Source organism: Pseudomonas sp. GW821-FHT07G10 (genome assembly GCF_059418545.1).
Window position 1 is genome coordinate 64,966 of record NZ_JBWKQB010000025.1, and the last position, 21,476, is coordinate 86,441.

A 21,476-nucleotide genomic window follows, 5' to 3' on the forward strand; every position below is an offset into this window, starting at 1 on the left:
GCCGGCCTCCAGTGATGCGAGCTGCGCGAATATAGCATCAACTAGCATCAGATCAAGCAAACCTGCGAAATGGCCTGACCGCCGGCGCTGGCCCATCATGCTCGCCACACTCTCACGGCACTGTTGTCGTGCAGTCCATATTCGAACAATAAGAATCGAGGAATCCTCCATGCTCGAAGCGCTTAACGATTTCCTGTCCGGGAAACTGCTCATCGTGCTTATCGTCGGGTTGGGCAGCTACTTCACCCTACGCTCCCGCTTCGTCCAGTTCCGTCACTTCGTCCATATGTTCAGCGTGTTCAAGGACTCCCTGCGCAGCAGCTCCGGCCAGTTGAGCTCGTTTCAGGCACTGATGCTCAGCCTCGCTGGCCGTGTCGGTGCGGGCAATATTGCAGGCGTTGGCATCGCCGTGACCCTGGGCGGCCCCGGCGCAGTGTTCTGGATGTGGGTGACCGCACTGGTCGGCATGTCCAGCAGCTTCTTCGAGTGTTCCCTGGCCCAACTCTACAAGCGCAGTGATGGCAACGGCCTTTACCGTGGCGGCCCGGCCTACTACATCCAGCACGGCCTCGGCCAGCGCTGGCTGGGCATGGTCTTCGCCGCCCTGCTGCTGGTGACCTTCGGCTTCGCCTTCAACGGCCTGCAATCCCACGCAGTGACTCACTCGCTGGAAAACGCCTTCGCCTTCCCCGTACAGTACAGCGGCATCGCCCTGGCCGCGCTGCTGTGCCTGGTGTTCATTGGCGGCATCAAGCGCATTGCCGCAGTGGCCGACCTACTGGTGCCGGTCAAGACCCTGATCTACATCGCAGTGACCCTCTACGTGATCGTGCTGCAATTCGACCATGTACCGGGCATGCTTGTGACCATCGTAAAGAGTGCCTTCGGCCTCGATCCGGCCTTTGGTGGCCTGATCGGCAGCGCCATCGTGATGGGCGTGAAGCGCGGTGTATTCGCCAACGAAGCGGGCCTCGGTAGCGCACCCAACGTCGCCGCCGTGGCTGCCGTGCGCCATCCGGTGGCACAAGGCGTGGTGCAGGCGTTCAGCGTGTTCCTCGACACCTTTGTCATCTGCACCTGCACCGCCCTGCTGATCCTGCTCTCGGGCTTCTACACCCCGGGCTTCGAGGGTGACGGCATCGTCCTGACCCAGAACTCCCTGGCCGCAGTGGTCGGTGACTGGGGGCGGATCTTCGTCAGCGTGGCGCTGGCGCTCTTCGTGTTCACCTCAATCCTCTACAACTACTACCTCGGCGAGAACAGCTTGCAATACCTGTTCGGCCGCAGCCGTATTGCACTCATCGGCTACCGTGTCCTGGTGGTGGTGCTGATCCTCTGGGGCTCCATCCAGAACCTGTCTACGGTGTTCGCTTTTGCCGACATCACCATGACCTGCCTCGCCTTCGTCAACCTGATCGCACTGGCCCTGCTGTTCAAGGTCGGTCTGCGGTTGATGCGCGACTACGACGAACAGCGCCGCTCCGGGATCCAGACCCCAGTGTTCGATTCGGCGAAGTTCGCCGACCTCGACATCGACCGTGACGCCTGGCCCGCCGGGCAGGTCGCCGAGGCGCCCGTAGGACAACCTGTAGCGAGCCTGGTGCAAAGCCGCCGCTAACCCTTTAACAACGCTTCATAGGGTGCCGCTTTCCCGCTTGGCGCGGGGGAGTGGCATCGTCGCATCAGACAACAGTGCTCCCTGGCCCTGGCCTAATCCGCCAAAGCGATCCGCTGCATGCTGGCCCACCTGTTTCATCTCACGAGTTCCCAAGGACTACGGCATGAGCGCAGTCAAAAACCTTTTCGTACTCTATACCGGCGGCACCATCGGCATGCTGCAGACTCCTCAAGGGCTGGCCCCTGGTAGCGGTTTCGAAGCGCGTATGCGTGCGCATCCGGGAAACCAGGCGTCGGCCCTGAACTGGCAGTTTCACGACCTCCTGCCGCTGCTCGATAGCGCCAACATGAGCCAGGCCAACTGGCTGGCCATGCGTGACGTCATTGTCGATGCGGTGACCAATGGCGGCCATGACGCGGTGCTGCTGTTGCACGGCACCGACACCCTGGCCTACAGCGCTGCCGCACTGAGCTTCCTGCTGCTCGGCCTACCGGTGCCAGTGGTGCTGACCGGCGCCATGCTGCCCGCCGGCGCCGAGGGCAGCGATGCCTGGTCCAACCTGTGTGGCGCCATGCAGGCCCTGGAAGCGGGCATCGCGCCCGGGGTGCATCTGTATTTCAGTGGCGAGCTGATGCACGGCGCGCGGGTCAGCAAGCTGCGCAGCGATGCCTTTAACGCCTTCACCGTGCTGCCACGGCAACGTGATGGCGAACGCGCCGATGCGATCCCTTCGGCCCTGGACTACCTCCAGCCGCGCCAGCCGGTGAACCTCGCGGTGCTGCCGTTCTTCCCGGGCATCCAGGCTTGCCATGTGCAGGCCCTGCTCGATAGCGGCGTACGCGCGCTGCTGCTGGAGTGCTACGGCAGCGGCACCGGTCCCTCGGACAACGCCGAACTGCTGGCAGTCCTGCACGCAGCCCATGAGCGCGGCGTGGTGCTCGCGGCCATCAGCCAGTGCCCGCACGGCCATGTCGAGTTCGGCATCTATGCCGTCGGCAGCCTGCTCCTCGCCAGCGGCCTGGTTTGCGCGGGCGGCATGACCCGCGAGGCGGCGCTGGGCAAACTGTTCGCCCTGCTAGGCGCAGGTCTGGAGCAGGCCGAAGTGGAACGCTGGTTCGCCCTCGACCTGTGCGGTGAGCGGGTGGACTGAAAGATCGCGCCTCAGGATCGCGCTTAATGACCTGGTCCTCCCTGAAGTGGGGAGGCCGGCCAGAGGATTCTCAAGTTTATTTACCGCACACTGCGCTTCACCAATCGCCGCCGCACCCGACAACTCCCCCCAACCACAGCAACTTGATCCAACGACTTTCCGGCGTCATCCACTGACTACACCACCTTGCGCCATTGCCTACAAATCCCCCAGAATCGCCCCGCTTGTGCGCCTTGCCCCACGCCACTAAGGTTCTCCAGTCGCTGCCCATCAGCGATCGGGTTTAGTAGCCCGTGGAGGTATGAAAGGTGCATTGCGCTCCAGACAGTCAGGTTTCCCTATCCCTGTACTCAATGGTGGCTGTGCGCAGGGCGCCCTCGGGCGCGCCGGTTTCGTATCTCCCCGGTCTACTAACCTGCGTACAGCTGCCACCCCTTCGTTTAGTAGCGAGTCGGTGGCAGCTCCATTCAGGAGATCGTCAATGTTCAAAGTAACCCCCAACCCACCCGAAACCCCAAACGTTTCGCCCTACGAAACCCTCGATTCGAAAAATCTCCACCAAGCCGCGCATCGGGCCCTCGATCACTACCTGACCCCGCCGCTATCAGGCAAGCCGCGTTCCAGCGAAGAGCGTCCGCCCCAGTTTTTCACTGTCGCCCCGGACATCAACCCCGAAGCCTTGATCGCCCACACCTACGAAACCTTCTGCTCGGCCAGCACCCTGACCCTGGACCTTTCCGAAGAGCTGGAAGGCAAACACCGCAACCTCGCCCTGGCGATTTATAGCCTCATGGAGTTGGGGTTGTTGCTGGTCGAAAAAATGATGGATCGCGAGCATTCGGTGAAGGTGTAGGCAAGAGCAAGTGCGATCGCCCGAGATGACTGCACCACTCTGCAGGCCAGCATCGAAAAACGGGGCGCCTTCAACGTTGCAGACAAAATCCAATGCTAACGGCTATTTCGGAAGCTGCCAGGCGTCACGCCGACGTTCTTTTTGAACACCCGGATCATGTACAGAGGATCGAGATCAACGAGCCTGGCGAGGTCTTACCCTGCAGTTTTTAACTGCCGGGTTTTCCCTCTAACTCAACCTGATCAGTTGAACCCATCGACCCCGTTTCCTCAGCATGGGTACGGCCTGGGCCGTGTGATCAAGGCGCTAGAGGGAGCTGGCGTTCTAGCGCGCCGCGACAACGAGCGGAAAACGAAGAACTACCACCTATACGAAAGTGCGCTTTCGTGGTTTGGCGAAAACATCGCTCAGCAGACGACATTGTTCGCGTTGTCGAGTCTGTGGATGGCACGAAAGCGGTTGTTGAGTGCAGGAGAGGTGCTCCTGTAATGCGGACTCATCGCCCTGAAACAGCGCAATTAGAGGAAAAACCATGAGTTAAGAGCAGAAAAGGTCTGGTTTTCGACCGAGTAAACGTTTTTTTAACTTCAAACAGAGAGGGCATCAAAAACCGGGGGAACTTCAGACCTTCCTTAGTAGCAGCTCAGGCGATATTCATGTATAAAACGCGCCGATAAAACATTTCATGGAATGCCGAGCAGGAATAATGGAGAGAAACTTTACACCGCATAGCCTAGCCTACAACCCAGCTTTAGACGGACTGCGCGGCGTTGCTGTCTCCATTGTTTTTCTAACTCATTTACATATTTTTTCAGGGGGGAAATTCGGCGTCGACGTGTTTTTTGTACTCAGCGGATATTTGATCACTGAAGTTCTTAGCCATTCTCGGGAGAATAAAAACTTTCTCTGGGTCTTTTATTTTAAGCGTTTTTTAAGGTTATTTCCTCCGCTTGCCATTTTGTGTATCGTCGTAGCTGTCATCTGCGGAATTTCGGGCGGTCACAGCAACATATATAAAGATGTATTATCGTCAATTTTGTACTCGCAGTCGTGGACATCAGGATTCAAAGACGGGTTCAGCCACTACCTTGGGCATACCTGGTCTCTTTCTGTAGAAGAACAATTCTACCTTTTATGGCCGTTCGTGTGGATACTTGCGACACGTGCAGATGCAAAGACAACGCTCGTTATTTCCTTATTATTGCTCGCCCTTGCCATCGCGTATGAAATTTACATGAGCCAATTACCACTCTCTTATGACCGGATATATTTCTCAGCCGATACAAGGTTTCAAGCGATTTTGATTGGCGCCGTCGGATCTGTAGCCTGTAGAACACCAGGAGCTCAGAAGTTTCTAGAGCGTTTTATAGCGTCGATTCCACTTCTGCCAATGGTAGCGATCGGCTTGATTTGCAGTTCCTTGGGGTGGAGTATATATAGTAGTTTTATGGTATCAGTCTTCAGCCTGATGCTTATTCTACGACTGACAATGAAGAGTGGAACCATCGATGCAAAATTATTGAGCCTGCCTCCTCTCGTCAAGCTCGGCCAGATTTCGTATGGCTTTTACCTCTGGCACGTTCCGATATTGATACTACTCCAACATCATTTTGAACTTGGCTTCTGGTATGCCTTTATTATAGGATTGACGGCCTCTCTCCTGGTAAGCGTCGCTTCGTATGTGCTGGTCGAGCAACCCATACTCAAACTTCGAACCATAGCCTCACCTGAGACACAGTCTAAAGTCGGATTGTTGGCAGTGTCGGCATCCGTATTGTCGATTAGTATTGGACTTGTGTATTTCCAGTTTTCGGATATCGATAACTTTGTGCGGGGCACGAAACTCGAAGTGACAGCTTACGGCCCTAAAGTCTACCAAATGGGTGACAAAGGACCGCTACAACCGGATGGATCTCTTGTAATGTGGATGAGCCTAAACAGTCGGCCGGACATGAGGTCGAAATCGACGGTATCCGGGATAAAATCCATTACTGTGGTCGCGAATGACGGGATCAACATTGTTATTCCCCAGTCAGTTTTGGTAACCCCCGGAAAACATACGATCCAGGTCTTCACGTCGGATCAAAAGCTTCAACTACCGCCGATGGAACTTGATGTCATAGCTGCGCAGCAATAGATGATGTTGGCATCGGGGCACAAAGCCGGATGGTCATATTGACCGATGACCATGAAGCCTATTGTAGGTAGCAGACCCGCCGCGAACACTTCCTGATCGAGATGGATCAGGTGGTGCCCTGCAAGGGTTTGATTGCCTTGATCGAGCCGTATTATCCAAAGGGTGAAGGCGATCGTCCGGCGTATCAGTTGATGGCCATGTTGCGGGTTCATTTGATGCAGAACGGGTTCGGCTACAGCGACCCGACGATGGAAGAAGCGCTTTACGAAACCACGATCCTGCGCCAGTTTTCGAGTCTGCATCTGGATCGGATTCCCGATGCGGGTTACACCGGTGTGGACAAGCGTCCCGAACATCAGGATCGCAAGATGATCTGGTCGATTGCCGACCGGCCCAGCAGCTATAAAAAGCACGCGATGAAGAGCTTGATTGGTCGCCTGTGGCGCAAGATTGAATACGCGAAAGCGCAGATCAGAGCCAAGGTTGAACATCCGCTTCGAGTGATCAAGCGTCAGTTTGGTTATGTGGCGTGACATGCATCAGAGTAGATGGCGCGGGTTGAGTGAATAGCCACGCACTCGTTCGAACAACGTGAAATGGAGATTCAAATGAAAACTGACTGGAATCAGATCCGCGAAATGATGAACACCGTTATCGACAGCTGCGAGCAGATCGAAAACGCGGGTTACAGCGAGCAGCATCGCTCGGCCACTGTCGAGATCAAGGGCCAGGAATACTCGGTTCAGGAGTTTCTGATCAGCGCCTGGACGCTGCCGGAAAGCATTCGCTACATGATCATTCAGGAGCGCCACGATAAGGGCGTTGCCCTGCCCTATGTGCCTGAGGCCGCCCGCATATTGGTCGCCATGGCCCAGGCCTGCGGCGAGCTGATCGGCGCGCACGATGCTGCGCCCGCGCAGCAGGCCATCCGCGGTATGAATCATTGGTACAGCAACTACGCAGTACCGAATATCAAGGCGGCGATTGATAAGGCTAAAGCCGGGGCGGGCGAGTAGTTTCCACGCGCTCGTGCGACGGGATCTGCGCGAGCGCAAGACGATGCCAAGGGTTATGGCAGAGGAATGTCTACACCGTCAGATCAGATGGGCACTGTAGCGCCGCTATCGCGAGCAAGCTCGCTCCTACAGGGGCCGGGATAATCCGCAGGCGGGGCGGCGTAGAAAACGTTGTCGTCCTCGGGTGGGTGCGCGGTCAGGTCTGCAGATCGCCCTCGTGGGCATTCCATTGCGCCCGGTATTCCATCAGGAAGTCGACAAAGGCTCTGAGTCGCAAAGGCGTATGCCGTCCGCCAGGGTAGAGCAGCGTAAATGGTCGGGATCGTCCGTTGAACGCTTCAAGGACTTCGACCAACGAGCCTTCTGCCAACTCTTTTTCAACGATGAATTTGTAGGTCTGAAAGAGGCCCGCACCATGTTTGGCCAGCGTTACGCCGCCCAGGACATCGTCCGAACAGCTATAGCCGCCTTCAGTGAGTATCTCTTTGTCCTTGGCGTTTTCCTTGAACAACCAGGCAATGCGCCTACCGCTGCTGGGCAGCTCGAATTGAATGCACTCATGGTTGTGCAAGTCATCCAGGGTTTGCGGTCTACCCACGCGCTGCAAGTATTCGGGACTCGCCATCGTGACCAGTTGCGCGTCTTCCAGGTGCCGGGCGATCAATCCTGAGTCGGGCAGGACCCGGACCCTGATCGCCATGTCGTAGCCTTCTTCAATGAAGTCGACGTTACGATTGCTGATGTTTACATCAACCTTTACCGCCGGGAAGCGCGCTCGAAAGGCCGGCAGCAACGGCAAGATGCGGTGATGGCCGTAGGTGGTGGGCACGCTGATACGCAAGGTCCCGGAAGGTGTTTGCTGCTTGCCCATCACTTCACGCTGGGCTTCGACCAACTGGGCCAACGCCTGGCGGCATTGCTCGAAATACGCTCGACCACTTTCCGTCAGTTTTACGCTGCGGGTGGTTCGGGTGAAAAGGCGCACGCCCATGCGCGCCTCCATGCGCGACACCGAGCGGCTGACCGCCGCTGGTGTTACCCCGGCTACCGCTGCCGCGGTGGTGAAACTTCCTGATTCAGCCGCCAGGCAAAACAACTCGATGCTGCCCAGCAGAATGTCGTCGAACTGTCGCTTCATGATTGATTACGCCATGGTTCAAATGAAGTGCTCTGACTGGTATCTATCAAACAAAGGTAAATAAATACAGTTGTTTCACCAGAGCAGCTACTTGAAGGCAAGGACTCCGGGACACCCCGTGAATCCTTATTTTGAAGTTCCAGAACTGTTGTGATCAGCGGCGCATCGAGCGGCATTGGCCCCCTACAACATCAAGGTCAACGCCGTGGCTCCAGGCATTGGCGAAATTGCCGATGCTGTGCTTTACCTGACCAACGCGAACTTCACCACAGGCGTCGTTTTAGCCGTCGATGGCGCGATGAGCAGCGGCAAGTGGTAAACGCCAGGGGAGCCGCTACCGGCTCCCTGGTTCAGATCTTATCGATAACATCACAGGAGCACGATCATGCCTTTCGTCAGTGTGCGCATCACCCGAGACGGTGTTACCCAGCAGCAAAAAGCCCAGGTCATCGCCGAAATCACCGAAACCCTGGAGCGGGTGTTGGGCAAGCGTCCCGACCTGACCCATATCGTGATCGAGGAAATCGATACCGACAATTGGGGGTATGCCGGAATGACCACCACTGAATATCGCAAGAACCTGAAAACCTGACAGGGTAGGCGACAGCTCGTCCTTAAATGATTGGCCCGCTACCTCCCCGCCTTCACCAACACTGGTTTCTCTTGATAGCGCTCTGGATATAACTGTTTCAGCTGCGCCACCTTGGGCAGATCGTTGATCACGATGTAGGGATACGTCGGATGCTCGGTCAGGAAGTCCTGGTGGTAGGCCTCGGCCGGGTAGAAACCTTTGTAGGTTTCGAGCTTGGTAACGATGGGTTTATTGAACGAATGCGCTGCATCGAGCTGGGTGATATAGGCCTGGGCGACGCGTTGCTGTTCGCTGTTTTCCGGGAAGATCGCCGAGCGGTATTGAGTACCGGTGTCAGGGCCCTGGCGATTCAGTTCAGTCGGGTTATGGGCAACTGAGAAGTAGATCTGCAGCAAGGTGCCGTAGGTGACTTGGGCAGGGTCGAAGGTGACCTCGACGGATTCGGCGTGGCCGGTGTCGCCGTCACTGACGCGCTCGTATTGTGCGGTGTTGGCAGCGCCGCCGGCGTAACCGGAGACGGCTCGCTTCACGCCTTTGACGTGTTGGAACACGCCTTGTACACCCCAGAAGCAGCCACCGGCGAATACTGCGGTTTCGGTGCTGGATTTAGTCGCCGGCTCGTCCACGGCAGGCGGCGGGATCAGCACTGCGTCCTCTGTGGTGCCGAAGGAAAATGCAGAGCATTGGCCGATGAAGGTGGCGGCGGCAAGACCCAAAAGAGCCCGGCGCCAGATTGGGCGTGAAAGATTTAATGTGGTTTTCATGGTGCTGACTCCTTGATATATGGGTCCGGCGAGAGCCCTTCGCTGCATGTCACGGCGCCTTCGCGGGCGAGCCTCGCTCCTACGAAATCGGTGGTCGGACTTGCGATCAACCAAACGTAAACGCATACGCCGACACACCCGGATCGAGGAATTCAATGCTGAACGTTCGATCCGCCACATCGCCCGGTTGGCGTACCAACTGATAAAGCCGTTGCTCGGTCACGGTGCCGGTGCCGTCGGGGGCTACGTCGGTGCCGTGGGCAGCGCCAGGCATCTGGCCGTCGACGGTGACTTTGAAGCGCACCGGTTTGCCGTCAGCGCCGGGGCCCAGCACCAGGTGCAAATCCCGGGCATGGAAGCGGTAGACGATCCGGCCTGCCGGGGCTGCCAGCGTGGCCCGCTCGGCGCCGACGTTCCATTTGCCCTCCAGCCCCCAATCGTTGAGGGACGGTGCAGACGGCGAGCTGTAAGCCGTTACCTGATCAGGCGCCAGGCTGTCGGCCGGGACAAAATGTTCGGAGCGCTGGTAGCCAAGGTAGGTCTCCGGCGATTGTACTTCTTTCATGTCCGGGGCCAGCTGCACGCCCTGGGCGCTGGCATTGATCAGGCCATCGGCAACTTTCGCGGCACCGGCCTCGCGCAGCAATTGCTGAATCACCCGCTCCGACTCGGCGTAGTTGCCCTCACCAAAATGGTGATAGCGAATACGCCCCTGAGCATCGGCAAAGTAATGCGCCGGCCAGTATTCGTTGTTGAAGGCGCGCCAGATCTTGTAGTCGTTGTCGATGGCCACCGGGTAGTTGATGCCCAGATCCTTCATGGCTTTGGTCACGTTGCCCACGTCACGCTCGAAGGCGAATTCCGGGGCGTGCACGCCGATCACCACCAACCCTTGATCGCGATACTTCTCGGCCCAGGCTTTGACGTACGGCAACGTGCGCAAGCAATTGATGCAGGAGTAAGTCCAGAAATCCACCAACACCACTTTACCCTTCAAGGCCTGGGTGGTCAGTGGTGGCGAGTTGAGCCATTGCACGGCACCGTCGAGCGACGGCAGATTGCCTTCGATTGGCAACGCCGCAGCCTCTTTCGCCGCCATCTTCATGGCGCCGCCAGCGGCCATCATGCTCGAGCCCGGCTCAGCGTCCAGAGACTGAGGGATTTGCGCCTTCATAGCACCGCTGTTGGCCGGCGTTTTCCCGGCAAGACGGCCGACCAACGCCTGTTCGATACCGCCGGTGGAAGCCGTCGAGACCCGCGCCAGAATCCCGGTGTCCAGACCCAGGGCGATGGCCACGACGCCCGCCAGCATCGCTGCGCCCAAACCGCGGCGCACCCATTCACCGGCACCGATTGAGCGCTTCATCGCCGCGAAAACCTTACCACCAATCAGCAATGCACCGGCGAGCGAGGTCGCGGCACCTGCGGCGTAAGCCAGCAACAGCAAGGTAGTGCCGATGCTGGCCCCCTGCAGTGCTGCACCGGTCAGCACCAACCCGAGAATCGGTCCCGCGCACGGTGCCCAGAGCAGGCCGGTGGCGACGCCGATCAAGAACGAGGCGCCGGGACGTGGTCGCGCATCGGCGCCCGCAGCTTGCGACAGACGACCGCCGGCCGCCACCAGTGGCCGGGTCAGCCGCTCGGCGAGGTGCGGCAGCAACAGCGTCAGCCCGAATAGCGCAACGAACAGCAACGCGAGCCAGCGACCGTACTGATTGACTTGCACCACCCAACCGCCGCCGACCGCCGCCAGTGAGGCGACGAGCGCGAAGGTCAGGGCCATCCCCGCCAGCAGCGGCAAGCCACTGCGCAAAAACGGCTGCCCGGTGCGAGCGAAGACAAAGGGCAATACCGGCAGAATGCACGGGCTGACAATCGTCAGCACGCCACCGAGAAAAGAGAGGACCAGAAGCCACATAGTGTCGACCCGAATGAGGTGAGAGAAAAAGCATGCCCATGGCTTATGCCGATAATGGCTCGAAGGTCATCGCAAGGCCGTTCATGCAGTAGCGCAGACCGGTCGGTTTTGGCCCATCGTCGAAGACATGCCCCAGATGGCCGCCGCAACGCCGACAGTGGACTTCTTCGCGCAAGACGCCGAATGAACGGTCCTCGCGGGTCGCCACCGCATTGTTCAACGGTGCCCAGAAGCTCGGCCAACCGGTGCGGCTGTCGAACTTGGTGCTCGATGAAAACAACGGCAAGTCGCAACCGGCGCAGGCGAAGGTGCCTTCGCGGTGTTCATCGTTCAGCGGGCTGGTGTAGGCACGCTCGGTGCCTTCCTTGCGCAAAATGTCGTACTGCTCAGCGCTGAGCAGTGCCCGCCACTCGGCATCGGTATGGGTGACTTCAAAGGTTTCGCCAGCGCTGGCATCGCTGACCAGTGCCGAGCTTGCCGTAAACTTTGGTAATAAGCCGATGGCCAGCGCCGCAACGCCCAGGCCGCCACCCGCTATCAGGAACTGTCGCCGAGAAAACATGGCTCTCTCCAAAATATCGCAGTGTTTTGCATTGAAGACAGCCTAGGCTTGAGGTGGTCGCTAAATCCTCACGTGGAGTTAAACAATTCGTGATAACTCGGCTCACGGAAAAGCCGCACAATGCCAATCATTGCCTGGCGCAGGATTAAGTTTCGATGGATCAGCCCAAACGTGTCCTGGTGGTCGAGGACGATATGCACATCGCCGACCTGATCTCGCTGCATCTGCGCGATGAGCAGTTCGAGGTCGTGCACAGTGCCGATGGCAATGAAGGTTTGCGCCTGCTGGAGCAAGGCGGCTGGGACGCGCTGATCCTCGACCTGATGCTGCCCGGTGTCGATGGCCTGGAAATCTGCCGCCGCGCCCGCGCCATGGCTCGCTACACGCCGATCATCATCACCAGTGCGCGGTCGAGCGAACTGCACCGCATTCTTGGCCTGGAGCTGGGTGCCGACGATTACCTGGCCAAACCCTTTTCGATGCTGGAGCTGGTGGCGCGGGTCAAGGCACTGCTGCGACGGGTCGACGCAATGGCGCGCAACCTGAAAATGGACGCCGGCAGCCTGACCTCCGGCGGGCTGTTTATCGACCCGTTGACCCGCGATGTGTCACTCGACGGCCGGCACCTGGATCTCACCCCGCGCGAGTTCGACCTGCTGTATTTCTTCGCCCGCCAGCCCGGCAAAGTGTTTTCGCGCATGGACCTGCTCAATGCCGTATGGGGTTACAGCCACGAAGGCTACGAGCACACGGTCAACACCCACATCAATCGTTTGCGGGCCAAGATCGAGGCCGATCCGGCGCAACCGGTGCGGATCCTGACGGTGTGGGGCCGAGGTTATAAATTCGCGGCACCGGAGGATCAGCCATGAGACTGACCCTCACGCAGCGCCTGTCGGCGGTGTTCGCCCTGCTGTTGCTGGTGTGCTGCGGCACCTCGGCGTGGATGCAGGTGCGCTCCAACAAGATGCACGAACTTGAAGTGGTGCAAGGGCTGTCCCGCGATCTGGCCCAGCACATTGCCCACGACACCCAACTGATGGACGCCAACGGCCTGATGCCAAACGCCGTGCGCCAGCTGTTCAGCCAGTTGATGCTGGTCAATCCCAGCGTCGAGGTCTATCTGCTTGATGCCAGCGGGCGCATCGTCGGCAATGCCGCGCCAGAGGGACGAATGCGCCGCGAACAGGTCGATCTGGCGCCGGTGCATCGTTTGCTCAACGGCGACGCTTTGCCGATTCTCGGCGACGACCCGCGCAGTGTCGACGGACGCAAGGTGTTCAGCGCCGCGCCGTTACGGGTCAACGGTCAGCAAGCCGGCTACCTCTATGTGGTGCTGCTCAGCGAGGAACACGACCGCTTTGCCGAGCGCGGTGCCACCAGCGTGGCCCTCAATACCGCGCTCTGGTCGATTGGTCTGGTTGCGCTGCTGTGCCTGATTGCCGGTCTCACGGCGTTTGCCCTGATCACCCGCCCCTTGCGCCGGTTGACCGAGACCGTTGCCCATTTCGACATCGACGGCGCCCCCGTTGTCCCTCCTTCACCGCCTGCATCAGACAAGCCGGAAAAGACCGCCAGCCATGACGAAATCGCCATGCTCGACGCGGCGTTCCGGCAAATGCAAACCCGCCTGGGCGAACAATGGCGCTCGCTGACGCGCCAGGATCAGGAGCGTCGGGAGCTGGTGGCGAATATCTCCCACGACCTGCGTACACCGCTGGCGTCGTTGCATGGTTATCTCGAAACCCTGTCACTCAAGGACGCCTCGCTGACCCCGGAGGAGCGGCGCCGCTACTTGGGCATCGCCCTGGATCAGAGCCGCAAGGTTGGCGGTCTGGCGCAATCGCTGCTGGACCTGGTGCGCCTGGAGCATGGCTTCGTGCAGCCGGTACTGGAACGATTTTCGCTGACAGATCTGGTGCAGGACGTCTTCCAGAAATTCGAACTCACTGCCGAGGCGCGACAGACTGCGCTGAAAGCCAACTTCGCCCCTAGCGGGTTGGCCGTGTGTGCCGACCTCGGCCTGATCGAACGCGTGTTGACCAACCTGCTGGACAACGCGTTGCGCCATACGCCGATCAATGGAGACGTCGAAGTCAGCCTTGTGCCCCAAGGTTCATTCGTAGACGTGACGATCAGCGACAGCGGCCCGGGCATCGCTGCGCAATTGCGTGAAGGGTTGTTCCTGCGCCCGTTCAACATCGGTGGCGCACGGCGTGATGGCGGGCTGGGCTTGCGCATCGTGCACCGGATCCTGCAACTGCATGGTCGCGAGATCCGGTTGATCGATGTTCCCGGGCGGGGCGCGACCTTCCGCTTCTCGCTGCCGGTGGATGAGGAAACAGCGGCTCAGTTGGCGATTCGGTCGATGAATTTGAACTCGCCGGGGAAGTAGAGCGCGCAAGACATAGTGAGTAGTGAGGCTTGCCCCGGTACCGGTCAGTTAAGCTGCTACGGGGAATGTGCGCCCTACGACGCCAGGTACACCGCCGCATCCAGCTCAATCATCACCGGCTCCTTGGTGGTCGCCATTTTCAGCAACAACGTGCGCAATGCCTCCGGCCCCTGCGGCGCATGGTGGTCGATGTGGAAACTGCGGGCCATGGCGGCGAAGTCCGGGGTCATGATGTCTACACCCAGTGGCGGGATCTCGCGGGCCTGCATGTAGTCGCGGATTTCGGCGTAGCACTGGTTGTTCCACAGCACCATGATGATGCCCACTCCCGCTTCTCGCGCAGCAATCAATTCAGCGCAGGAAAACTGCAAACCGCCATCCCCCACTAACGCGACAACTGCACGCTCAGGCTTGGCCAGCTTGGCGCCAATCGCCGCAGGCAAGCCGTAACCAAGGGTGCCATAACCACTGCCGGCGTTGAACCAGCTGTTGGGTTTCGGCGACTGGTAGCCCACCGCGCCCTGATACACCGGTTGCGTGGAATCGCCGACGATCAGCGGATCGACCAGGCTGTCACGCAGCAGGTCGAGCAGCCCTTGCAACCCCTGTTGTTTGGCCGTCCAGCTATCGCGTTCGCACTGGTTGACGCGCTGCACACTGTCCAGCGCCCAACGGCCACTTTGAACCGGCGCCGCAACATTGGCCAATAGCGCAAGCAAGCCCTCGCGGGCATCGCCGACCAATCCGACGTGAGCTCGCTGCACGCCCATGACCTGCATCGGATCGATGTCCAGACGAATCAACGACGCCTTGAATTTCAGTGGCCCGAGGCCGAAAAAATCGTAGTCCGTCTCACCCAGTTCAGTACCGACGGCGAGGATCACATCGGCCTCGTCGAACAGCGACCGACCATGGGCCGACGACTGCACACCGTCGAGCAGCAACGGATGGCCGACCGGCAACAAGCCCCGGGCATTCGTCGTCAACGCCACCGGCGCTTGCAGGCGCTCGGCCAGTTGCTGCAGGACTTCGGCACAGTCACGCGCTCCGCCACCGGCCAGAATCAACGGGCGTCGTGCTTCGTTCAGTAGCTTCAGTGCCGCGTGCAACGAGGCCGGCGCCGGGGCCGGAGCACCGGGCAGGCTGCGTGGCATCAGGTTGAGGTCATCGGCGGACATGTCCAGCACGTCCAGCGGGATTTCGATGTGCACCGGCCGCGGTCGGGCGCATTTGAAAATGGCGAAGGCACGGGCCAGCAGTTCAGGCAGCTCCGCTGGCGATTGCAGTGTGTGGCTGAAAGCACAGACGCCGGCGACCATCGCCCGCTGGTCCGGCAGTTCGTGCAGATGCCCGTGACCGAGACGCAGGTACTCGCGGCGGTTGGTGGTGGAGATCACCAGCATCGGCACCGAGTCCGCATACGCCTGGCCCATGGCCGTGAGGATGTTGGTCATGCCGGGCCCGGTGATGATGAAGCACACCCCTGGTTTGCCGCTGGCGCGGGCATAGCCGTCGGCCATGAACCCGGCCCCCTGCTCGTGACGCGGGCTGATGTGCCGCAGACGGCTGCCATGCAGCCCCCGGTACAGTTCGACGGTATGCACCCCGGGAATCCCGAACACGGTGTCTACCCCGTAACCTTCAAGCAAGCGAACCAGCGACTGGGCACAGGTGGTCATTTATCACTCCTCTTATTGTTCTGCGCCGAAGGTCATCGAGCGAATCGGCAGGTATTCATTCGCAGGACAGTAGTGCCGAGGAGCGCCTTGCAACAATCAATAAATTTCACAGCGATTGAACAATAAAATTCACGTTTTCAGCGGGCGACGCACTTCCGAGCGCAGCCCGACGATGCCACCCAGCTGCGACTTGACCCAATCGCTGAACGCCTGCACCACCGGGCGCTCGACTTTCTGCTGATCGGCGACCAGGTAATAACCGCGGTTGGATTCGATTTCGGTTTCGAACGGACGCACTAACAGCCCTTTGGCCAGCGCCTCGCCACTGATCAGGTTATCGCCCATGGCAATCCCTTGCCCTGCGATGCAAGCCGACTGCACGAAATGCGCGTCGGCAAACACAATTCCCCGTTGCACGTCGACGTTCGGCGCGCCAGCGGCGGCCAGCCAGACTCGCCAGTCGGAGTAATCGATCATGTGCAGCAGTGGCGCACCGATCAGGTTTTCCGGGGCTTTCAAACCGCCCATGGTGTTGACCAGACGCGGACTGCACACCGGGAAAAACCGCAGCGAAACGATTTTCTGCACGTGCTGGTTCGGCCAGTCGCCCATGCCGTAGGCGATGAACAGATCGGCCGTGTTGTCACTGGTGTCATCCGGGGTACGCGGCGAGACCAGGTGCAGTTCGACCTGTGGATAAAGCTCCTGGAACTCCGCGATATGGGTACACAACCAATACGTCGCAAACCCTGCCGGGCTGCTGATACACAGCCGCCCGCTGACCTGTTGACCATCGAAGCGCTGGCCCGCTTCAAGGATATTGGCCAGCAGCAAATGGATGTCCCGAGCGTAGCGCTCGCCCTGCCAGGTGATGCGAATATTTCGCCCGGTGCGCTCGGTCAAGGCGAAGCCAAGGGTCTGCTCCAGACTCTTGATCTGGTGGCTGATGGCGCTGGGCGTGAGGTTCAGCTCGCTGGCAGCGTCGGACACGCTGCCCAGCCGGGCCACTGCATCCAGCGCCCGCAAAGCGGTCATGGAAGGGAAACGCATAGGTTGGGATCACACAAGTAGAGATGCCTTTCACGATAACGGGAATCGTCCGACAGACATAGCCAGCAGAACTGCCGGCTCGTCGGGCAACAGTTGAATTTAATTTCACGGTTGCACAAAAAATGCTCGATTGACCCTCATGCGCCATTGGCTATTCTCGGCAGCCACCACGGCCCGTCTGTGATGCCCGGCACCACTACAAAAACAAGAGGGACGACCCTTGCACTTGCAGTCCAACTCCGTAAATCCGGTGGTCGCGATTGACGCTCTGCACAAGAGCTACGCCGCTCACCATGTCCTCAAAGGCATTTCCCTGCGTGCCAACGAAGGTGAAGTGGTTTCCCTGATCGGCTCCAGCGGCTCCGGCAAAAGCACTCTGCTGCGCTGCATCAACCTGCTGGAGATTCCGTGCAGCGGCAGCCTGCGCATCAATGGTGAAGAAGTGCGCCTGAAGAAAGACCGCGCCGGTAATCCGCTGATTGCCGACCCCGAGCAAGTGGCGCGTCTGCGTACCCGGCTGAGCATGGTCTTTCAGAGCTTCAACCTGTGGCCGCACCGCACGGTTCTGGAGAACGTCATCGAAGCGCCGGTCTACGTGTTGGGTGAGGATCGCAAGGACGCTATTGCCCACGCAGAGCATCTGCTGGAGAGAGTCGGTCTGGCGGACAAACGTCACGCTTTTCCTTCATTCCTTTCCGGCGGTCAGCAGCAACGCGTGGCCATCGCTCGCGCCTTGGCGATGCGCCCGCAAGTGCTGTTGATGGATGAACCAACCTCCGCCCTGGACCCGGAACTGGTGGGCGAAGTGTTGAAGGTGATTCAGGGCATCGCCGAAGAAGGTCGGACGATGATTCTGGTCACCCACGAAATGGCCTTCGCCAAAGACGTGTCGAGCAAGGTGATGTTTCTCCATCAAGGCCTGGTGGAAGAACAAGGCACGCCGCAACAAATCTTCCTGAACCCCAACAGTGAACGCTGTCGCCAGTTCGTGATGGCGCAGGAAAACCGCACCTGATTGACCGCTTCAATCCTTGAAAACAATAACTTCGATAAAGGGTAAAGCCATGAAAAAAATCCTCAAGACCCTCGCCGGTGGCTGCTTGTTCGCGGTGCTCGCACAGCATGCTGTCGCTGCAGAAAAAATCGTTTTCGGCATCGCCCAGGAACCCTACCCGCCGTTTTCCATGAAGAGTGGCAATGGCGACTGGAACGGCTTCGAACCGGAGCTGATCAAGGCGCTGTGCGAGCACATGCAGGCTGAATGTCCGCTCAAGGAAGTGTCCTGGGACGGGCTGATTCCGGCCCTGCAGTCGAGCCAGATCGACGTGATCCTCAACTCCATGAGCATCACCGCCGAGCGCGAAAAAGTTATCGATTTTTCCCAGCCGTACTATCAGACCCCGGCCATGTGGGTAGCCGATCAAAACCTGGAACTGATCACCACGCCTGAAGGCCTCAAAGGCAAAGTGATTGGCGTGCAGGGCTCGACCTCCAACGCGACCTTCGTCAAGGAGTACTACGCCAAGGGTTCGACCCTGCGCTACTACAACACCCAGGACGACATGACCTCCGACCTGCAAAGCGGCCGGATCGACGTGATGCTGGCCGACGCGTTGACGATCGAGCCGTTTATCAAAACCCCGGCAGGTGCCGGTCTGGCCGACAAAGGTCTGGCCCCCAAGGATCCACTGTTCGGCTCGGGTATCGGTGCAGGCATCCGCAAGGGTGATACGGCCCTCAAAGACAAGATCAACATCGCGCTGGCCTCCCTGAAAGCAGACGGCACTTACGACAAGATCCGCAGCCGCTTCTTCAGTGTCGACATCTCTGCAAAATAAGCCGCCCAGTAAACCGCACGGCTCAAGCGCTTCTTTTCGACTGGATACGCCATGATTTCTTTGTCCGAGATAACCCAGCTGTTCGTCGCCGACGGCTGGCTCAACGCCCTGATGCACGGTGCCGTGGTGACCCTGCAGATTTCCGCGGGGGCCTTTGTGCTGGGTTTGAGCATTGGCCTGGTGGTGGCAATGATCAAGCTCAAAGGCCCGCGCTGGCTGGTTCGCCTGGCTAACGCCTACACCACGCTGTACCGCGCCGTGCCGGAGTTGCTGTTGATTCTGTTGCTGTACTACGCCGGCACCGACCTGTTGAACATAGCGATGGCGGCGATGGACAGACCCGTTGTCACGGTCAACGGCTTCGTGGCGGCGGTGCTGGTGTTGGGGATCGTTCAGGGCGCCTATTCGGCAGAGATTATTCGTGGTGCGATCCTGGCCATTCCCTTTGGCCAGATCGAAGCGGCGCGTTCATTCGGCATCGAGCGCTGGTTACTGATGCGCCGGGTGCTGCTACCGAGCATGTTGCCGTATGCCATGGCCGGTTTGTCCAACCTCTGGCTGGTGCTGGTCAAGGACAGTGCGTTGATCAGCATCGTCGGCTACAGCGAACTGCTCTCAGTGGGCAAACAGGCTGCCGGGTCGACCAAGCATTACCTGGTGTTCTACCTCGCGGTCGCAGCGGTCTATTTCATCATCACCCTGGTGTCCAACGGGGCCTTCCGGCTGTTCGAGCGGCGTATCAATCGCTGGATGCCGCAGTAGTCGCAGTAGTAAGGAGCGCACGTCATGGATTTTTCCTGGATCAATAGTTTTGCCGGCGAGCTGCTGCATGGCCTCGGCATCACCCTGAAGCTGCTCGGGATTTCCGGTTTCTTCGGTTTTATTCTCGCGGTGCTGGTGGCGCTGGGGCGGCTGTCGCCCAACCCGCTGATCAGCGGCAGCATGCGCGCCTACACCAGCGTGTTTCGCGGTACGCCGCTGCTGGTGCAGATCTACATCCTGTATTACGGCGTCGGCAGCCTGTTCGCCGCGTACCCGCCGATTCGCGGGAGTTTTATCTGGCCGTACCTGCGTGAAGGTTTCTGGTACGTGGCGCTGGCCTTGATTTTGTGCGTCGGCGCCTACGTTGGCGAAGTGTTGCGCGGCGCCCTGCGTGCGGTGCCTCGCGGTGAACTGGAAGCGGCCCGCGCCTATGGAATGAAGCGCTTTTTGGTCTTGCGCCGCGTGTGGTTGCCCCGCGCCTTGCAAATGGTTCGACCCACCCTGGTCGGTGAATCGGTGCTGCTGCTCAAGGCCACCGCGCTGGCCTCGACCGTAGCCGTCACCGACCTGCTGGGCGCCGCCAACCTGGTACGAGCCCAGACCTTGCGGGTTTACGAACCGTTGCTGGCGGTCGCGGTGGTCTACATCGTTCTGGCTTTTGTGATCGAACATGGCTTCTCGCGCCTGGGCAAAGTCCCTCAGCGCCAGGCTTGAACCTACCCTATTTCAGTTGACGCTGGCGGTCATCACCAGCGAGGAGAACACAATGCGTTATTCACCTTTTGTCGAGCGCATTAGCGGCGAGTCGGTCAGCGCCTGGGACATTCATTACGCGGCCATCGAAGCCCGCGGTCGCGGCGAGGATGTGATTGTCCTCAGCATCGGTGACCCGGACTTTGCCACCGACAGCGCGATTTGCGAGACCGCGGTCCAGGCCTTGCGCCAGGGCGACACTCACTACACCCACGTCCTCGGCCGACCGCTGCTGCGTGAAGCGATTGCCGCCAAGCAAAGCGTGCTGCAAGGCATCCCGGTAAAAGCCGAAAACGTCGCCCTGGTGGCGGGCGCGCAGAACGGCTTGTTCGCCACCGCGTTGTGCCTGTTCAGCCAGGGTGACGAAGTGCTGGTGCCGGAGCCGATGTACCTGACGTACGAAGCCTGCATGCACGCTTCAGGCGCACGCATCGCGACCATCGAACAACCGGCGTCCAATGGCTTTCGCTTGACCAAGGCTGCACTGGAAGCGGCGATCACGGACAAGACTCGCGGCATCGCCCTGGCGACACCGTGCAATCCGACCGGCAACGTCTATAGCCGTGAGGAACTGGAAGCTGTGGCCGAAGTCGCCCTGCGTCATGACTTGTGGGTGATTTCCGATGAGGTCTACGGCCAGATCACTTATGACCACCCACACCTGAGCATAGCTTCACTGCCGGGTATGGCCGAGCGCACCGTGGTGCTCAACAGCCTGTCGAAAAGCCATGCCATGACTGGCTGGCGCGTCGGCTGGGTGGTCGCCCCGCCAACCTTGATCGGCCACCTGGATAACCTGCTGCTGTGCATGCTTTACGGCTTGCCGGGATTCATTCAGGAAGCCGCACTCAAGGCACTGGAACTGGATGAGCCAGTGGTCAGCCATGCGTGTGAAATCTATCGGCGCCGGCGCGATCTGGTGGTCGCGGGCTTGCGCGGAGTCGCCGAACTGGATTGCCGTGTACCGCAAGCCGGCATGTTCATGCTGGTGGATGTGCGGCGTACCGGGCTCTCGAGCATGGACTTCGCCTGGCAGCTGTTCCGCCAGACCGGCGTGTCGGTGCTCGATGCCGAGGCCTTCGGTGCGAGCGCCAAAGGGTTTGTGCGGATCTCGTTCACCGTGGCTGATGACACGCTCAAAGACGCCTGCCAACGCATCGCCGGTTTTGTCGAGTCGCTGCGCGCTAACCAATAAACACTGAAGACCTGTAATGCCCGCCATTCACCAGCCGGCAATGATCAAGAGGTTTA

Annotated in this window: 19 protein-coding genes and 4 pseudogenes; 16 read left to right on the plus strand and 7 right to left on the minus strand. The window is 59.4% G+C overall.

The window, feature by feature from the left end; genetic code table 11:
* Positions 1–169: 169 nt before the first annotated feature.
* The 3 genes from AC07O1_RS23555 (at position 170) to AC07O1_RS23565 (ending at position 3,621) form a co-directional block, all read left to right on the plus strand.
* Positions 170–1,618, plus strand: coding sequence for an alanine/glycine:cation symporter family protein (locus AC07O1_RS23555; protein ID WP_495090306.1), 1,449 nt, complete (start codon positions 170–172; stop codon positions 1,616–1,618).
* Between the two features lie 163 nt (positions 1,619–1,781).
* Positions 1,782–2,768 carry an asparaginase gene (locus tag AC07O1_RS23560; RefSeq protein ID WP_495090307.1) on the plus strand — a complete coding sequence of 329 codons (987 nt, stop codon included), beginning with the start codon at positions 1,782–1,784 and terminating at the stop codon, positions 2,766–2,768.
* A gap of 481 nt (positions 2,769–3,249) precedes the next feature.
* Complete coding sequence (locus tag AC07O1_RS23565) at positions 3,250–3,621, plus strand: DUF6124 family protein (RefSeq protein ID WP_495090308.1); 372 nt, start codon at positions 3,250–3,252, stop codon at positions 3,619–3,621.
* A 95-nt stretch (positions 3,622–3,716) separates the two neighbouring features.
* Here AC07O1_RS23565 and AC07O1_RS23570 read toward each other — a convergent pair.
* Positions 3,717–3,803, minus strand: a pseudogene (locus AC07O1_RS23570) (hypothetical protein); the annotation flags it as partial.
* 170 nt (positions 3,804–3,973) lie between these two features.
* Between AC07O1_RS23570 and AC07O1_RS23575 the strand changes: the two are divergent.
* The 4 genes and pseudogenes from AC07O1_RS23575 to AC07O1_RS23590 all read left to right on the plus strand — a co-directional run.
* Positions 3,974–4,110 (plus strand): annotated as a pseudogene (locus tag AC07O1_RS23575) (IS5/IS1182 family transposase); the annotation flags it as partial.
* A 217-nt stretch (positions 4,111–4,327) separates the two neighbouring features.
* Positions 4,328–5,758 carry an acyltransferase family protein gene (locus AC07O1_RS23580; RefSeq protein ID WP_495090309.1) on the plus strand — a complete coding sequence of 477 codons (1,431 nt, stop codon included), beginning with the start codon at positions 4,328–4,330 and terminating at the stop codon, positions 5,756–5,758.
* A 92-nt stretch (positions 5,759–5,850) separates the two neighbouring features.
* Positions 5,851–6,282 (plus strand): annotated as a pseudogene (locus tag AC07O1_RS23585) (transposase); the annotation flags it as partial.
* An 84-nt stretch (positions 6,283–6,366) separates the two neighbouring features.
* Positions 6,367–6,774, plus strand: a complete 408-nt coding sequence (locus AC07O1_RS23590) for a hypothetical protein (protein ID WP_495090310.1) — start codon at positions 6,367–6,369, stop codon at positions 6,772–6,774.
* A gap of 196 nt (positions 6,775–6,970) precedes the next feature.
* Here AC07O1_RS23590 and AC07O1_RS23595 read toward each other — a convergent pair whose 3' ends face one another.
* Positions 6,971–7,912 (minus strand): LysR family transcriptional regulator, encoded by a 942-nt coding sequence (locus AC07O1_RS23595; protein ID WP_495090311.1) that lies wholly within the window; start codon positions 7,910–7,912, stop codon positions 6,971–6,973.
* Between the two features lie 175 nt (positions 7,913–8,087).
* On the opposite strand from AC07O1_RS23595, the pseudogene AC07O1_RS23600 reads away from it, so the two are divergent.
* Together AC07O1_RS23600 and AC07O1_RS23605 are read left to right on the plus strand one after the other, a co-directional pair.
* Positions 8,088–8,231 (plus strand): annotated as a pseudogene (locus AC07O1_RS23600) (3-oxoacyl-ACP reductase); the annotation flags it as partial.
* Positions 8,232–8,297: 66 nt separating this feature from the next.
* Positions 8,298–8,504, plus strand: a complete 207-nt coding sequence (locus AC07O1_RS23605; protein ID WP_494991900.1) for a tautomerase family protein — start codon at positions 8,298–8,300, stop codon at positions 8,502–8,504.
* A 38-nt stretch (positions 8,505–8,542) separates the two neighbouring features.
* Here the strand turns inward: AC07O1_RS23605 and msrA are convergent, their stop codons facing one another.
* The 3 genes from msrA to msrB form a co-directional block, all read right to left on the minus strand.
* On the minus strand, positions 8,543–9,268 hold the full coding sequence (gene msrA / locus AC07O1_RS23610) for a peptide-methionine (S)-S-oxide reductase MsrA (protein ID WP_495090312.1): 726 nt from the start codon (positions 9,266–9,268) through the stop codon (positions 8,543–8,545).
* A 106-nt stretch (positions 9,269–9,374) separates the two neighbouring features.
* Positions 9,375–11,186: a cytochrome c biogenesis protein DipZ gene (locus AC07O1_RS23615; protein WP_495090313.1), complete on the minus strand. Its 1,812-nt coding sequence runs from the start codon at positions 11,184–11,186 to the stop codon at positions 9,375–9,377.
* 43 nt (positions 11,187–11,229) lie between these two features.
* Entirely contained in the window at positions 11,230–11,748 is a 519-nt protein-coding gene (gene msrB / locus AC07O1_RS23620) for a peptide-methionine (R)-S-oxide reductase MsrB (RefSeq protein ID WP_495011151.1), read from the minus strand.
* A 155-nt stretch (positions 11,749–11,903) separates the two neighbouring features.
* Between msrB and AC07O1_RS23625 the strand changes: the two genes are divergently transcribed.
* A complete protein-coding gene (locus tag AC07O1_RS23625; RefSeq protein WP_494991896.1) occupies positions 11,904–12,620 on the plus strand; it encodes a response regulator transcription factor in 717 nt (238 codons plus the stop codon).
* The gene (locus AC07O1_RS23630) at positions 12,617–14,143 is read left to right on the plus strand and encodes a sensor histidine kinase (RefSeq protein WP_494991895.1); all 1,527 of its coding nucleotides are present in this window, start codon (positions 12,617–12,619) and stop codon (positions 14,141–14,143) included. The genes AC07O1_RS23625 and AC07O1_RS23630 overlap by 4 nt, the downstream gene beginning before the upstream one ends.
* Before the next feature lie 74 nt (positions 14,144–14,217).
* On the opposite strand, the gene AC07O1_RS23635 is transcribed toward AC07O1_RS23630, so the two are convergent.
* A complete protein-coding gene (locus tag AC07O1_RS23635) occupies positions 14,218–15,822 on the minus strand; it encodes a 5-guanidino-2-oxopentanoate decarboxylase (protein WP_495090314.1) in 1,605 nt (534 codons plus the stop codon).
* A 129-nt stretch (positions 15,823–15,951) separates the two neighbouring features.
* Entirely contained in the window at positions 15,952–16,872 is a 921-nt protein-coding gene (locus AC07O1_RS23640; RefSeq protein WP_495090315.1) for a LysR substrate-binding domain-containing protein, read from the minus strand.
* 220 nt (positions 16,873–17,092) lie between these two features.
* Here AC07O1_RS23640 and AC07O1_RS23645 point away from each other — a divergent pair, with 220 nt between their 5' ends.
* Genes AC07O1_RS23645 through AC07O1_RS23665 form a run of 5 tightly spaced genes read left to right on the plus strand, consistent with a single transcriptional unit; the run spans position 17,093 to position 21,420 of the window.
* Positions 17,093–17,887: an ABC transporter ATP-binding protein gene (locus tag AC07O1_RS23645; RefSeq protein ID WP_495090316.1), complete on the plus strand. Its 795-nt coding sequence runs from the start codon at positions 17,093–17,095 to the stop codon at positions 17,885–17,887.
* Between the two features lie 49 nt (positions 17,888–17,936).
* The gene (locus AC07O1_RS23650; protein ID WP_495090317.1) at positions 17,937–18,710 is read left to right on the plus strand and encodes a transporter substrate-binding domain-containing protein; all 774 of its coding nucleotides are present in this window, start codon (positions 17,937–17,939) and stop codon (positions 18,708–18,710) included.
* 51 nt (positions 18,711–18,761) lie between these two features.
* Positions 18,762–19,472, plus strand: coding sequence for an ABC transporter permease (locus AC07O1_RS23655; protein ID WP_495090318.1), 711 nt, complete (start codon positions 18,762–18,764; stop codon positions 19,470–19,472).
* Between the two features lie 24 nt (positions 19,473–19,496).
* Complete coding sequence (locus AC07O1_RS23660) at positions 19,497–20,186, plus strand: ABC transporter permease (protein ID WP_495090319.1); 690 nt, start codon at positions 19,497–19,499, stop codon at positions 20,184–20,186.
* A gap of 52 nt (positions 20,187–20,238) precedes the next feature.
* On the plus strand, positions 20,239–21,420 hold the full coding sequence (locus AC07O1_RS23665) for a pyridoxal phosphate-dependent aminotransferase (RefSeq protein ID WP_495090320.1): 1,182 nt from the start codon (positions 20,239–20,241) through the stop codon (positions 21,418–21,420).
* Positions 21,421–21,476: the final 56 nt, after the last annotated feature.

What these genes read in the sequence shown, in the direction of transcription:
- AC07O1_RS23660 (WP_495090319.1), top strand. Translation starts at nt 19,497, where the DNA reads ATGGATTTTTCCTGGATCAATAGTTTTGCCGGCGAGCTGCTGCATGGC.
- AC07O1_RS23615 (WP_495090313.1), bottom strand. Translation starts at nt 11,186, where the DNA reads ATGTGGCTTCTGGTCCTCTCTTTTCTCGGTGGCGTGCTGACGATTGTC.
- AC07O1_RS23665 (WP_495090320.1), top strand. Translation starts at nt 20,239, where the DNA reads ATGCGTTATTCACCTTTTGTCGAGCGCATTAGCGGCGAGTCGGTCAGC.
- AC07O1_RS23555 (WP_495090306.1), top strand. Translation starts at nt 170, where the DNA reads ATGCTCGAAGCGCTTAACGATTTCCTGTCCGGGAAACTGCTCATCGTG.
- AC07O1_RS23580 (WP_495090309.1), top strand. Translation starts at nt 4,328, where the DNA reads ATGGAGAGAAACTTTACACCGCATAGCCTAGCCTACAACCCAGCTTTA.
- AC07O1_RS23630 (WP_494991895.1), top strand. Translation starts at nt 12,617, where the DNA reads ATGAGACTGACCCTCACGCAGCGCCTGTCGGCGGTGTTCGCCCTGCTG.
- AC07O1_RS23655 (WP_495090318.1), top strand. Translation starts at nt 18,762, where the DNA reads ATGATTTCTTTGTCCGAGATAACCCAGCTGTTCGTCGCCGACGGCTGG.
- AC07O1_RS23605 (WP_494991900.1), top strand. Translation starts at nt 8,298, where the DNA reads ATGCCTTTCGTCAGTGTGCGCATCACCCGAGACGGTGTTACCCAGCAG.
- msrA (WP_495090312.1), bottom strand. Translation starts at nt 9,268, where the DNA reads ATGAAAACCACATTAAATCTTTCACGCCCAATCTGGCGCCGGGCTCTT.
- AC07O1_RS23625 (WP_494991896.1), top strand. Translation starts at nt 11,904, where the DNA reads ATGGATCAGCCCAAACGTGTCCTGGTGGTCGAGGACGATATGCACATC.
- AC07O1_RS23565 (WP_495090308.1), top strand. Translation starts at nt 3,250, where the DNA reads ATGTTCAAAGTAACCCCCAACCCACCCGAAACCCCAAACGTTTCGCCC.
- AC07O1_RS23650 (WP_495090317.1), top strand. Translation starts at nt 17,937, where the DNA reads ATGAAAAAAATCCTCAAGACCCTCGCCGGTGGCTGCTTGTTCGCGGTG.
- msrB (WP_495011151.1), bottom strand. Translation starts at nt 11,748, where the DNA reads ATGTTTTCTCGGCGACAGTTCCTGATAGCGGGTGGCGGCCTGGGCGTT.
- AC07O1_RS23635 (WP_495090314.1), bottom strand. Translation starts at nt 15,822, where the DNA reads ATGACCACCTGTGCCCAGTCGCTGGTTCGCTTGCTTGAAGGTTACGGG.
- AC07O1_RS23590 (WP_495090310.1), top strand. Translation starts at nt 6,367, where the DNA reads ATGAAAACTGACTGGAATCAGATCCGCGAAATGATGAACACCGTTATC.
- AC07O1_RS23640 (WP_495090315.1), bottom strand. Translation starts at nt 16,872, where the DNA reads ATGCGTTTCCCTTCCATGACCGCTTTGCGGGCGCTGGATGCAGTGGCC.
- AC07O1_RS23595 (WP_495090311.1), bottom strand. Translation starts at nt 7,912, where the DNA reads ATGAAGCGACAGTTCGACGACATTCTGCTGGGCAGCATCGAGTTGTTT.
- AC07O1_RS23560 (WP_495090307.1), top strand. Translation starts at nt 1,782, where the DNA reads ATGAGCGCAGTCAAAAACCTTTTCGTACTCTATACCGGCGGCACCATC.